We start from the raw sequence: 12,929 nt of genomic DNA, 5'->3' as shown, positions 1-12,929 counted from the left end.
TACTGCGTTTTATTACAAAGGCATTCTATATTCAATTACCCCTGGTTTTTCTGCTACCCAGTTATACAATTTTTGACCTCGTAAATTGGTTTCCTGTGTATGCCAATATAAGCGGCCACATTGTTTTTCTTGTGCTTGTGCATGTACAAATTCAATTAATTGTTTTCCCACATGTCGCCCGCGCATTTCTGGCGCCACATATAAATCTTCTAGGTAACAAAAATCATTTTCTGCCCATGTTGAACGGTGAAATAAATAATTCACAAAACCAACAACTTTTCCATCTTCAAGCGCTACCGCACAATACATCGGTTCATTATCATCAAAAAAACGCTCCCATGCTTTTAAGGTAATTTCTTCGCTTAAATCTACTTGATAAAATTTTTGATATTCCAGCCAGTACACTAACCATGCTGGATAATGTTCTGGAGCAACAAATTCTACGGTAACTGATAATGTTGTTTTACTCATAATAACCCTTTCATTTGTAGACATATTACATAATGGAGTTATAGTACATAGCAATCTGGCTCTGCATAAGAGACACTTTTGTTATTTATTTAGGAACCACTTAATGCGACGCCAACAACATGCGCAGTTCCCATTACTTTTACTTGAAGATGGACACATTAAGGAAAATGTTTATCACACAATACGTAACGCTATCTTAGATGGACGTATTGCTGCCGGTGTTAAACTGCCTTCTTCGAGAGCATTAGCTGAAATGATGTCTATCTCGCGAAATTCAGTTATTGCTGGGTTTGAACGATTAATTGATGAAGGGTATCTTTACTCTAAAAAAGGCTCAGGAACTTATGTGTCACCCCATATTCCTGATGAATTAGTTGGCACTATAAGTAGTACTAAACAGCGTGACCAATCTGGATACCCTGCATTAAATCTGAACCCTAGAGTTTCTACTTTAACAAATTTATGGGAAAACTCACGGCCGAATACCGATAAGAACTCAATGTTTAATATTGGTATTGGCTGTGTTGACCAATTTCCACATGAATTATGGGGTAGATTATTAGGCCGAGTTTGGCGTAAATCTAAACATACAATTACGCATTTTAATCACCCTGATGGGTATACCCCGCTTAAAAATTTATTAGTCGATTACGTTCGTTCTACTCGCGGAGTTCATTGTAAACAGCAACAAATTATTATTGTCAATGGAACACAGCAAGCTATTAACTTAGCTGCAAAAGTCTTATTACAACAAGGGGATAAAGTATGGTTAGATGACCCTGGCTATGATAGTGCGAGAGCTATTTTAACCGCAGCAGGTGCTGAGATTGCCGCTATTCCATCTGACAGAGAAGGAATGGATATTGTATACGGTGCAAAACATCATGAAACAGCAAAATTAATTTACACCACGCCTTCTCACCAGTTTCCTCTCGGCACCACTCTCAGCTTACCGAGACGTTTAGCATTATTGGATTGGGCACAACAAAATAATGCATGGGTTTTTGAAGATGACTATAACAGTGAATTTCGTTTTCTATCAAAACCTATTCAAGCCTTACAAGGCTTAGATAATCATCAACGTGTTATTTATGCAGGGACATTCTCTAAAATGATGTATCCCGGTTTTCGTTTAGGTTTTTTAATTGTGCCAGAAATTCTGAGTGAGGCATTCACCATGATGAAATATTATAGTGATAGCCACTGTAGTTATTTAGAGCAGGCAGCTTTAGCGCAATTTATCCAAGAAGGCCACTATGCACGCCACGTCAGAAAAATACGAAAGATATGTTACGACCGACAAAATACGTTTATCAATGCCATCAACCATTATCTCCCGCATATATTTGATGTACAAATGACAGACTCAGGCATTCATACCGTTTGTTGGGTTAAAGATGGTTATGATATTAACCTGATCCTTAACCAATGCCGTCTGTTAGGCTTTGGTGCACAACCGCTATCGCGTTACTGCATTCAGAGTGCTCACCAAAATGCGATTCTATTTGGCTACGCTGCTCATGGTGAAAACGAGATAATTAGCAACGTAAAACTACTTAGCGAACAATTGAGTAAAATATACCCTAGTTAAACAAAAATGATTTTCAGCTTTTATCCGATAGCTAGAAATTTTTCTAATCTTTATAACTGTACCTTAATAGCATTGTTTATATTGAGGTACTTTTATGACAAAAATAAATTATCCACATGAGTACGAAGTTGGCGATGTTGTCTTTACCAGTATTGGGAGCGAATTATTTCGCCAAATAGCCTCAGCATCTTTATGTTGGAGTAACCATGTTGGCATGATTGTCGGCCATAATGGCGAAGACTATTTGATTGCAGAAAGTCGTGTTCCGCTTTCAACAACCACAACCTTATCTCGCTTTATTTCCCGTTCATCTGGTAATCGTTACAGTGTACGTCGATTTGCTCATACACTAACCCATGAACAAAAATCAGCATTAGTCGCTGAAGTTCCTGCTCGCTTAAACAAATTTTACCACACCGGGTTTAATTACAATTCACCTAGGCAGTTTTGCTCTAAGTTTGTTTTTGATATTTACCAATCTGCGTTATCAATCCAAATTGGCGAAATTGAAACCTTTGAAGAATTATTAACTAAAAATCCGAGTGCAAAATTAAATTTCTGGAAACTTTGGTTTATTGGTCATATCCCATGGAAACGCACTACAGTGACGCCCGCAAGCCTATGGAATCACCCTGAACTATCACTCGTATATCGTAGTCATGAGGATATTCATTAATAACCAATATGGATTTAAATACGTAAAAAGCACTCGATAGAGTGCCTTTAAATACAACAGCCTGAGTCTGCAATGATACTTATTTTTTCTTATTCATCGTTGATTTTAAATCAGCAAATGGGTTATAGGTTGCTGCTTCAACATCATTTTGCGCATCTTCCCCTGCAACAACATTAGTGCCATACATCTCAGCCTCTGTGTACTTCGAATGCTCATGATCATGGCAAAATAGGCATAATAGTTCCCAATTGCTGCCATCTTCGGGGTTATTAGTATGATCATGGTCGATATGGTGAACGGTTAATTCACGCAAATTTGAATACACAAACTCGCGGGTACAGCGCCCACAAACCCATGGATAAATCTTAAGTGCTTTTTCACGATAGCCACTTTCCAATCGCGCATAGTTTTTAGGGATCAAAGCCATTGCCAATATTCCTATTGAAGATCGTAATTTTGAAATAATACGCCTAATATACCTCAAGTCAGAACAAAAAAAGAAACTCAATGCAACAAAAAACCCAGATATCATGAAGTCCCAATTTTATAGGGCACCTCATCAATTCTGGGTCCTTTTATCCGTTAATTTATACTTAGATTACTTATTCAACAATTCTCTGCGGATAATCTCAGCACCCGCACTTAATGCATTGAGTTTACCGGTTGCGACACGACGAGATAACGGCGCCATCCCACAGTTTGTTGATGGATAAAGTTTATCTGCATCCACAAATTGCAGTGCTTTACGTAGCGTATTGGCGACTTCTTCTGGTGTTTCGATAATATTACTGGCTACATCAATCGCCCCCACCATCACTTTTTTACCGCGAATAAGCTCAATCAAATCCATTGGAACATGGGAGTTATGGCATTCCAAAGAGATAATATCGATATTCGAGGTTTGTAGTTTTGGGAAAGCCTCTTCATATTGTCGCCACTCGGAGCCCAACGTCTTCTTCCAATCAGTATTAGCTTTGATGCCGTATCCATAACAGATATGAACCGCAGTTTCGCATTTCAGCCCTTCAATGGCTCTTTCTAACGCGGCTACGCCCCAATCATTCACTTCATCAAAGAATACATTAAAAGCTGGCTCGTCAAACTGAATGATATCAACGCCCGCCGCTTCAAGCTCTTTTGCCTCTTGGTTCAAAATCTTAGCAAATTCCCACGCCAATTTTTCACGACTTTTGTAATGATTATCATACAGGGTATCAATCATCGTCATTGGTCCAGGAAGCGCCCATTTTATCGGCTGGTTCGTTAGCTTACGTAAAAATTTAGCATCTTCGACAAAAACAGGCTTTTGACGTTCAACCGCGCCAACCACCGTTGGCACACTTGCATCATAACGATCGCGAATTTTAACCACTTCACGCTTTGCAAAATCAACACCGCTGAGATGCTCAATAAATGTCGTCACAAAGTGCTGACGTGTTTGCTCACCGTCACTAACAATATCAATTCCAGCACGCAGTTGATCTTCAAGGGATAAGCGCAGTGCGTCTTGTTTTCCCTCAATGAGCTCTTCATTTTGCAACTTCCAAGGAGACCAAAGCGTCTCAGGTTCAGCAAGCCAAGAAGGTTTTGGTAAGCTACCCGCGGTAGATGTTGGTAATAATGTTTTCATAATAATTGACCTTAAATATTTATAATTAATCAAAGCGCGTAGTTAGCAGACCATTGCTCTAGAATATGCCTATAGGGTTCAATAAAGTGTTCTTCCGTATATTTCCCTTGCTCAATAGCCAATCGGCTACGTTCTTCGCGGTCATAAACAATTTTTGTTAATGAATAATCTTGGTTCGTCAAACTCGGTTGATAGCATGGTCCCGCAACGGAGTTCGCATTGTAAATCTCCGGACGATAAATTTTCTGGAATGTTTCCATCGTGCTAATCGTGCTAATTAATTCAATATTGCTGTAATCGCTCAGCAAATCTCCCGTAAAATAAAATGCCAGCGGTGCAACACTGTTTTGAGGCATAAAATAACGAACCTGTAATCCCATCTTTTTAAAATATTGATCCGTTAATGAAGCCCCATTTTGCTGATATTCAATACCTAGTACAGGGTGTTGATTACCCGTACGATGATAAATATCTTTATTTGAGACACTTAAACAAATGACTGGCGCCTTACTAAAATGGGTTTTGTATTCGCTAGAATTAACAAAATATTTAAAGATATTCCCATGTAAGTCACCAAAATTTTCTGGAATACTAAAGTTTGCTTGGTCTTTATTGTGGTCTAACAATAAAACACTAAAATCATAATCACGCACATAAGATGAAAAGTTATTTCCAACTATGCCCTCAGTACGTTTGCCTGTTTTGTGATCAACAATATTGGTTTTCAATATTTCAATCACAGGAAAGGTATTACTATTCCCTTCAACACTCATCTCAACAGAAATAATTTCAAGTTCGATAGAGTAACGGTCACTTTTAGGGTTATCCCAGTAAGCTAATGTATTGAAACGGTTGTTCATCATGATAAGCGTGTTACGCAAATTTTCTTGGCGATTTTTCCCTCTGGCTAAATTAGCAAAGTTAGTTGTAATACGTGTATTTTCAGAAGGATTATAATTTTCGTCAAAAAGACTACTTTTAATCGTAAATGTAAAATTTTTGTTCATCGTCTCGTCACACCCTAAATTCCAAGATGGAAACTCAATTGACTTCTTGATTTTCTAGAAGTTTTAGTTGTCCATTCATCAATCTTTATGTTGTAAATACGTTAATTTGTTTGCGTTGTCTAATTTATGCCAGAGCTGTTGATTGAGTGAAAGCGACTTAATTTCATTTCAAACATGAACGATTTTCATGATCATTTATTTCACTTATTTTAATTATGTGACAGAGAACTAAGAAATATTATTTTTCATTATAATTCATAGCATTAAGTGTATTATATGGACAATTTCCTAGAGGGGATGAATACTCGACACGAAGACTTAAACATTGGTCAGTGAAATAAATTTATTTAGTACATATAGAAAAATCGACAAAACACTCACGCCCTCATTGGTAAAAGATATTGTGGATGGTATCAACCGCAAAGGCGCACAACTCGTCACGCAAGGCCGTTTATTGGGCTTCCAGTGCTGGTATGACCCATCGGATAACCCTAAAGAAAATTTACGCGATGGTAAGGCGCACATTCGCTACAAGTACACCCCCGTACCGCCACTGGAAAACCTGACATTAACGCAAGAATTCACTAACGAGTATTTCGCTGTTTTTGACCAACTGGGCTAAGGAATTTGAATTATGGGTATGCCTAAAAAACTCTTTTTGTTTGACCTATACATTGATGGCCAAACCTACCTTGGACAAGTAGAAGAAGTCACCCCGCCAAAGCTGTCATTAAAAACGGAGGATTATCAGGGTGCCGGTATGGTGGGCTCCGTTGCTGTCATGATGGGCTTTGATTCTGGCGCATTAGATATGGATGCCTCTATGGGTGGCCTAATGTCGGAATTATTAGAAAGTTGGGGCGCGACGATTGACGGTAAGCAATTCCGCTTTGCTGGCTCTTACTACGATGATCCAACCGGTGAATCCGTTCCGTGTGAAATTCAAACTCGCGGGCGTTTCACTGAATTGGATTTCGGCAGTGCGAAAGCCGGCGATAACACAAACAACCATGAGCATAGCCATGATATAGAACTTTATAATGAGTGACATAGCTCAATCAATGATAAATTTTTCTGATAATATCAAAAATTCAATCCTATTGTTATGTTTCGTTTACTCTATTTGTGCTAATCTACGCGGCAAAAATTAAGAGTGAATTGTTAAAAAGCTAGTTATGATCCAGAAAATACAAAATGTAATTTTAAGCAAAATAATGCTGAAGTTTATCGCATTATTTTTTCTCTTTTCTATATTACACAAGGTAATGGGCTATCCATTCAAGCCGCTGTATATATTTTTCATAAGCATTGGTTTGCTTTATGTGAAAAATAGTATCTACCGTTTTATTGTTTTATTTTTCACTATTTTAGCTGCTATTTATTTACCTGTCGGGTTGATCTATGGCTCCCCTACATATAATACAGTTGCTTCCTTTTATTATACCGACATACAAGAATCACGAGAATTTATATCAAATATAGATAATAAATATTTTATTTATTCTATCTTAATACTCGCTTTTGGAACTTTAGTTAGCTTTATTAAAGCCAATTCGATGAATTATCATAAAAAGACAATACTAAGTATCGTAATGGTGGTTTTTTTCTTCACTCCCTCAAAATATGCTTTAAGTGGTAAATATGAGAGAGCGGCTAATTCAGGAACACCAGAAACTCGTTTTTTTACAGAGCTCATTTATTCTATTTATTCCTTAATCAATGAGGTTGAATTATATACAAGTGATGACACTTTTAAAATCACTGACGTTAATAACCAATATGATACTTACGTTATTGTTATTGGTGAAAGTGTCCGAAAAGATTTTATGCAAGAATACGGTTTTAAAATACAGAACACACCATTTATGAGCTCCATCAATGGGACTTTTTTTACTAACTACACTTCTGCAGCGAGTTCGACACAACCTTCTTTAACGCATAGCTTATCCTTATATCCTGAAATCGGTAATAACATCATGACATTAGCTAACAAAGCAGGTTTTGATACTTACTGGTTATCTAATCAAGGATTTGTGGGTGAATATGACGGCTCAGTTGCCGCTATTGGACGAAGAGCAAACAATATTTTTTTTATTAAAAGAAGAAGTTCAGATGATAAATCAGTCTCTCCAGACGATGCATTGTTACCAGAATTTAAATTGGCTTTGAAGTCCCAAGTACCTAAAAAACTTATTGTTGTTCATCTTATGGGAAGTCATACGCCATTTTGTACCAGAACAGAGGAGCAGTTTGATCATTTTTATCAGAATAAAAAATTCTCTTGTTATGTCCAGAGTATAAAAAATACAGATAAATTGTTATCAGAAATATATTCTGACTTAAGTAAAACTAAATCAAAATGGTCAATGATGTATTTTTCTGATCATGCGTTATCTTTAACATATGACAAAAATGAATTGGCACATAGTGATAAGTACAAGCAGAACTATGAAGTGCCTTTTTTCATCACATCTTATAATTCTAAGCATAAAGAAATAATAAACAGCCGTCGTAGTGGGCTAAGTTTTATGTCTTTATTTTCTCAGTGGACCGGAATAGAAGAAAGTAATATTGAAAGTAATTGTGATATGTTGTCTAAAAATGATTGCCCTAACCAAAATATCATAATTGATTTTAATAGAAATCATCGCATGTTTGATGATTTACCCGATGATTATTCCAAATAAGAATAAAATGGGATGCCTTCACTCATAAGGCATCCTTAAAATATGACGGATAAACTAGCCAAATAATATCCGACGCAGTTGAAATCTCTACTCGATTTAATATTACTCGATATCTTTTCCAGGCGCTTAATTGTAATTTCTCACTTTCTAAAGCAATCCCTAAATCTAATGTATCTTATAATGGAGTTATGATCTTATCTGCATGATTGATCAATTTAACTTTACATTTATTAGCTATGTAAACTTCTTTTTCTTTCAATTCAGTCGCTCCAAGTTCTTTCCATTCTGGGAATCGGTTAAAGTTTTGTATAACTTTGAAACCTAATTTTTCGGTTTTTGTAAACTCATCATAAGTAGACTGGAACACCCAAACGCCTTTTAAGTCACTTTCAATCTCAGCACTAAATCATACGGATAGTTTGCGTGCGACCTGAGCCCTCGGCCAATAATGGTTTATAAGTTTCAGGGCAATTCGCCACGACCACCAATAACCCCGATTTATCAAACAAACCAATTTCCCTCATCCACCAACCGCCCTCATTTTCGGGGAGCACTTGTTCCGCAATAACTTGGTTAACGGCTCAGATTCTAAGTCCAATGTACGTGCAATCGTTTCCCGCTGCTCTACTAGCATAGCAGCGATTAACGCGGCTTTTCGCTCGGCGAATAGCACCTCATAATCTAATAACTCGACCACATCCGATGCGGGTAACAAACTCAAATCGTTACCTATCATGGATATGAAAGTGGAAAAACTAAAATATCATTGGAGTCTGCAATGAAATTCTTTAAGCGCTCCCGATTTAGAAAATACCGAGATTGGTTCATGTTCGATGAGGTGAATCCCGAAACTGGCCAAATCGCACCGGCTTTAGCCCACACTAGGCACGAAAATTCAGGCTCACCCCACTCAGACAAGAAAACTAGTTAACAATTTTTCGCAACCCATTTTATGATGAATGGCGGTAGTATTATTACTTTGCAGAGGATCTTAGGGCACTCAACATTACAGCAACCCCTGACCTACGCACACTTTGCACCGGACTTTCTTCAAGATGCGATTACATACAACCCATTAAAAGGAGGAACAGAGTTAGCTTAATAGGTTGTTCGTTTTAGGATGATTTTGAGGACGAAAAGCAATACAAATTTAACTTTTGCATATCCACAAATTGTCCACACTTGAACACTTTTAGGCACTTTTGAGCCTTTTTTGTACAGATTATGCACAAAAAAAAGGCACTCGCCCCCGAGTGCCTTTTGACTACAACTCACTGAATATAAAGTAAATTACACCTATTCAGCGGTTCTGGTACTTGTGCGGATTAGGTAATCAAAGGCGCTAAGTGCGGCTTTTGCTCCTTCTCCGGCTGAAATAATAATTTGCTTATAAGGGACTGTAGTACAATCGCCTGCAGCGAAAATACCTTTAATACTGGTCTCATTACGAGCGTCAATTTCAATTTCGCCCATACGGTTTCTGGCGACCGTATCACCTAACCAATTGGTATTTGGCAATAAACCAATTTGTACGAATGCGCCAGCCACTTCCAATAAATGTACGCTATCATCGGTACGGTCTTTATACTCAAGTCCGGTCATTTTACTGCCATCGCCTTTTACTTCTAAGGTTTGTGCATTGACGATAATATCGACATTTTTCAGACTACGTACTTTTTGCTGTAATACTGAGTCTGCTTTCAATTCTGGTGCAAACTCCAGTACGGTCACATGTTCAACCACACCCGCTAAGTCGATAGCCGCTTCAATACCCGAGTTACCGCCACCAATAACAGCAACACGTTTACCTTTAAATAATGGGCCATCACAATGCGGACAGAATGTTACGCCTTTAGTGCGATATTCTTGTTCCCCCGGAACACCCATATTTCTCCAGCGCGCACCCGTTGAAATAATGATACTGCGTGATTTTAAGATACCACCTGATGCTGTTTCGATTTGGTGTAATCCACCTTCTTCTGCAGCTGGGATCAGTTTTGCAACTGATTGACCATCAATAACATCAACATCATAGTTGTCCACGTGGTTCTTTAATGCACCTGCAAAAATGGCACCTTCCGTTTTGATAACTGAAATATAGTTTTCAATATCAACCGTATCCATGACTTGGCCACCAAAACGCTCACCAATCACACCAGTGCGGATCCCTTTACGAGCCGTATAAATTGCCGCTGAAGCCCCTGCTGGACCACTACCAATAACAAGCACTTCAAAAGGTTCGCGCTCTGTTAGTGATTTTGCTGCACGCGCATCCGCATTGGTATCGACTTTGCTAACAATCTCGCTTAATGTCATACGCCCTTGACCAAACTCTTTTCCATTCAGGAAAACCGCAGGAACGCCCATTACATTACGTTCATCAATTTCATTTTGGAAAAGTGCACCATCAATAGCGGTATGACTAATATTTGGATTTAAAACTGCCATCAAGTTCAGTGCCTGAACAACATCTGGGCAGTTATGGCAAGATAAAGAATAATAAGTCTCAAAATGAAACTCGCCTTCAAGACCTTTAACCTGCTCTAATAACTCTTGTGCTTCTTTCGATGGATGACCACCGATTTGCAATAAAGCCAGCACAAGAGACGTAAATTCATGTCCCAGAGGCGAGCCGGCAAAACGCAAACCACTATCTGTACCTGGGTTAGTAATTAAAAAAGAAGGTGTTCTTACTGCACTATTTCGTTCTTCACGTACAGTGACTTTATCAGACAACGACGCAATTTGTTCTAACAGCTGTTTGATTTCATTTGATTTTTGGCTGTCATCTATATTAGCAACTAATTCAACGGGCTTAGTTAAACGTTCTAAGTAGGCTTTCAATTGTGCCTGTAAATTATTGTCGAGCATGTAATCCCCTTTAATTTTTATCATAAAATCGGGTACATATACCCGTCATGATCCAAGTTGCAGGCCTAGACACCTGCAACCTGAATTATTCAGTATTAATCAATTAAGCTAGATTAATTAGATTTTGCCGACTAAGTCCAAAGATGGGGACAGCGTTGCATCACCTTCTTTCCATTTAGCTGGGCAAACTTCACCTGGGTGGCTAGCAACATATTGCGCTGCTTTTACTTTACGCAGTAAATCTGAAGCGTCACGGCCAATGCCTTCTGCTGTAACTTCAATCGCTTGGATGATACCTTGTGGGTCAACAACGAAAGTACCGCGGTCTGCTAAGCCTTCATCTTCACGCATGTTTTCGAAGTTACGTGTTAATGCGCCTGTTGGGTCACCAATCATTGCATATTTGATTTTACCGATAGTTTCTGAACTTGCATGCCATGCTTTATGGGTAAAATGTGTGTCAGTAGAAACAGAGAAAATTTCAACACCTAATTTTTGGAATTCTTCATAATGGTCAGCAATGTCACCCAATTCTGTTGGGCAAACAAAGGTGAAGTCAGCTGGATAAAAGAAGAAAACACTCCATTTACCTGCAACATCTTTCTCAGAAACTTCGATGAATTCACCGTTTTTAAATGCTTGGTTAGTAAATGGTTTGATTTGAGTATTAATTAATGACATATGATGTTCTCCTGTTTGGTTGCCTATTAAGTTACTGTTTTACAGCAGCTTAATCCAATCATTACCTACTATCGATTTGATAGGTACAGCCTAATCATATTTTAAAAATTAATAGGTGAGACATTAAAACGCTTCCTGTTCTGTTCAGCAAGCGTTTTATTTATAAGGTCTATTTTATGTTCAGTGAGTTAAGCCATGGTGGCAATCGTTTTGCGAAAACGAATGAGTGCGAGGGAAAAGAATACAGCGCCAATCACAACGAGCACTGCAAATTGAGGCCAAACAATTTGGAAACCTGCTCCGCGATATAAAATCGCCTGAGCTAGACTAACAAAGTGTGTGGTCGGCATGGTTAACATAATATCTTGAACGAGCTGGGGCATGCTTTCTCGTGCTGTCATCCCGCCAGAAAGCATGTTTAATGGCAACAGTACTAAAATCATCAACAAACCAAACTGAGGCATAGATCGTGCAATTGTCCCCATAAAAATACCAATTGATGTTGTCGCAAATAAACTCAAGGCAACTCCACACATAAACAATAAGATAGACCCTTCTATGGGGACTTGTAGCAATGTTTTTACCACTAAAATTAAGGAAACACCGGATGCAATCAATACCACCAGCCCCATTGACCATATTTTTGACATCATAATTTCAAATGGTGTTAGTGGCATGACCATCAAGTGCTCAACGGTACCGTGCTCTCGCTCCCTGATAAGTGCTGCCCCCGTCAAAACGATCGATAGCATCGTAATATTATTAATAATTGCCATAACAGAACCGAACCATGACTGCGTCAAGTTAGGATTAAAGCGCATGCGCACTTCCAGATCGACAGGCAAACTCGCATTACTGCGGTATTTTGCTAAAAATTCGTTCACTTCACCTAAGGTAATGTTTTGAATATAACTATTCCCTAAGAAGGCTTGGCTCATTCGTGTTGCATCAATATTCACCTGAATTTCTGGATGCCGGCCGGCAAGCACATCACGTTGAAAATTAGGCGGAATATCTAATGCAAATGTATATGAGCCACGGTTTAACAAGCCATCAATTTGGTCTGGTGTGATATCTATGGGGGGTAAGAAATAAGGTGCGTAAAAGCTATTGATTATCCGGTTTGATAACTGTGACTTATCTTGGTCAGCAATCGCAATGGGAGCATTATGTAAAGAACCGGGTGTCACCGTTGCCGACGAATAAATCGATACCGTAAAAGCAAAGACAATCAAGGCTAGCATTGCTTTATCGCGGCCCAGACTGCGCAATTCTTTGATTCCTAAATTAAAAATATTCTGAATTTTACGTATCA

The 12,929-nt window shown here is 38.4% G+C and carries 11 protein-coding genes and 7 pseudogenes; 7 read left to right on the top strand and 11 right to left on the bottom strand.

Annotation, left to right across the window (positions count from 1 at the left end; translation table 11 throughout):
- Positions 1 to 12: 12 nt before the first annotated feature.
- Positions 13 to 471, bottom strand: a complete 459-nt coding sequence (locus PR683_RS03950; protein ID WP_226537844.1) for a GNAT family N-acetyltransferase — start codon at positions 469 to 471, stop codon at positions 13 to 15.
- 103 nt (positions 472 to 574) lie between these two features.
- On the opposite strand from PR683_RS03950, the gene pdxR reads away from it, so the two are divergent.
- The gene (gene pdxR / locus PR683_RS03945) at positions 575 to 2,062 is read left to right on the top strand and encodes a MocR-like pyridoxine biosynthesis transcription factor PdxR (protein WP_196723390.1); all 1,488 of its coding nucleotides are present in this window, start codon (positions 575 to 577) and stop codon (positions 2,060 to 2,062) included.
- Between the two features lie 94 nt (positions 2,063 to 2,156).
- Positions 2,157 to 2,738 (top strand): YebB family permuted papain-like enzyme, encoded by a 582-nt coding sequence (locus tag PR683_RS03940; protein WP_123381956.1) that lies wholly within the window; start codon positions 2,157 to 2,159, stop codon positions 2,736 to 2,738.
- Between the two features lie 79 nt (positions 2,739 to 2,817).
- Here the strand turns inward: PR683_RS03940 and yajD are convergent, their stop codons facing one another.
- The 3 genes from yajD to PR683_RS03925 form a co-directional block, all read right to left on the bottom strand.
- Positions 2,818 to 3,165: an HNH nuclease YajD gene (yajD, locus tag PR683_RS03935; protein WP_272581680.1), complete on the bottom strand. Its 348-nt coding sequence runs from the start codon at positions 3,163 to 3,165 to the stop codon at positions 2,818 to 2,820.
- 171 nt (positions 3,166 to 3,336) lie between these two features.
- Positions 3,337 to 4,368, bottom strand: a complete 1,032-nt coding sequence (locus tag PR683_RS03930) for a methionine synthase (RefSeq protein WP_109912189.1) — start codon at positions 4,366 to 4,368, stop codon at positions 3,337 to 3,339.
- A gap of 29 nt (positions 4,369 to 4,397) precedes the next feature.
- Positions 4,398 to 5,375: a DUF1852 domain-containing protein gene (locus tag PR683_RS03925; protein WP_272571236.1), complete on the bottom strand. Its 978-nt coding sequence runs from the start codon at positions 5,373 to 5,375 to the stop codon at positions 4,398 to 4,400.
- Positions 5,376 to 5,739: 364 nt separating this feature from the next.
- Between PR683_RS03925 and PR683_RS03920 the strand changes: the two are divergent.
- The 3 genes and pseudogenes from PR683_RS03920 to PR683_RS03910 form a co-directional block, all read left to right on the top strand.
- A pseudogene (locus PR683_RS03920) lies at positions 5,740 to 5,997 on the top strand (phage tail sheath C-terminal domain-containing protein); the annotation flags it as partial.
- 12 nt (positions 5,998 to 6,009) lie between these two features.
- Positions 6,010 to 6,408: pseudogene (locus PR683_RS03915) on the top strand (phage major tail tube protein); the annotation flags it as partial.
- Positions 6,409 to 6,550: 142 nt separating this feature from the next.
- A complete protein-coding gene (locus PR683_RS03910) occupies positions 6,551 to 8,062 on the top strand; it encodes a phosphoethanolamine transferase (RefSeq protein WP_272581679.1) in 1,512 nt (503 codons plus the stop codon).
- Positions 8,063 to 8,084: 22 nt separating this feature from the next.
- On the opposite strand, the pseudogene PR683_RS20380 reads toward PR683_RS03910, so the two are convergent.
- The 4 genes and pseudogenes from PR683_RS20380 to PR683_RS03895 form a co-directional block, all read right to left on the bottom strand.
- Positions 8,085 to 8,225: pseudogene (locus PR683_RS20380) on the bottom strand (tail fiber assembly protein); the annotation flags it as partial.
- A 12-nt stretch (positions 8,226 to 8,237) separates the two neighbouring features.
- Positions 8,238 to 8,429 carry a hypothetical protein gene (locus PR683_RS03905; RefSeq protein ID WP_004910797.1) on the bottom strand — a complete coding sequence of 64 codons (192 nt, stop codon included), beginning with the start codon at positions 8,427 to 8,429 and terminating at the stop codon, positions 8,238 to 8,240.
- A 37-nt stretch (positions 8,430 to 8,466) separates the two neighbouring features.
- A pseudogene (locus PR683_RS03900) lies at positions 8,467 to 8,637 on the bottom strand (phage tail protein); the annotation flags it as partial.
- Positions 8,622 to 8,798 (bottom strand): annotated as a pseudogene (locus tag PR683_RS03895) (baseplate assembly protein); the annotation flags it as partial. The pseudogenes PR683_RS03900 and PR683_RS03895, both read right to left, overlap by 16 nt.
- Here PR683_RS03895 and PR683_RS03890 point away from each other — a divergent pair.
- Together PR683_RS03890 and PR683_RS03885 are read left to right on the top strand one after the other, a co-directional pair.
- A pseudogene (locus tag PR683_RS03890) lies at positions 8,790 to 8,993 on the top strand (XRE family transcriptional regulator); the annotation flags it as partial. The pseudogenes PR683_RS03895 and PR683_RS03890 sit on opposite strands and share 9 nt — an antisense overlap.
- 6 nt (positions 8,994 to 8,999) lie before the next feature.
- Positions 9,000 to 9,164: pseudogene (locus PR683_RS03885) on the top strand (phage integrase); the annotation flags it as partial.
- A 194-nt stretch (positions 9,165 to 9,358) separates the two neighbouring features.
- Here the strand turns inward: PR683_RS03885 and ahpF are convergent.
- The 3 genes from ahpF to PR683_RS03870 form a co-directional block, all read right to left on the bottom strand.
- Positions 9,359 to 10,933 carry an alkyl hydroperoxide reductase subunit F gene (ahpF, locus tag PR683_RS03880; RefSeq protein ID WP_109912186.1) on the bottom strand — a complete coding sequence of 525 codons (1,575 nt, stop codon included), beginning with the start codon at positions 10,931 to 10,933 and terminating at the stop codon, positions 9,359 to 9,361.
- A gap of 117 nt (positions 10,934 to 11,050) precedes the next feature.
- Positions 11,051 to 11,614, bottom strand: a complete 564-nt coding sequence (gene ahpC / locus PR683_RS03875) for an alkyl hydroperoxide reductase subunit C (protein ID WP_004910793.1) — start codon at positions 11,612 to 11,614, stop codon at positions 11,051 to 11,053.
- 188 nt (positions 11,615 to 11,802) lie between these two features.
- Complete coding sequence (locus PR683_RS03870) at positions 11,803 to 12,927, bottom strand: ABC transporter permease (protein ID WP_164529349.1); 1,125 nt, start codon at positions 12,925 to 12,927, stop codon at positions 11,803 to 11,805.
- Between the last annotated feature and the right edge of the window lie 2 nt (positions 12,928 to 12,929).

Source organism: Providencia sp. PROV269 (genome assembly GCF_028477785.1).
In the GTDB taxonomy this organism is placed as follows: domain Bacteria; phylum Pseudomonadota; class Gammaproteobacteria; order Enterobacterales; family Enterobacteriaceae; genus Providencia; species Providencia rettgeri.
Note: the sequence above shows the minus strand (reverse complement) of the source record. Positions and strands in the feature narration are given on the sequence as shown.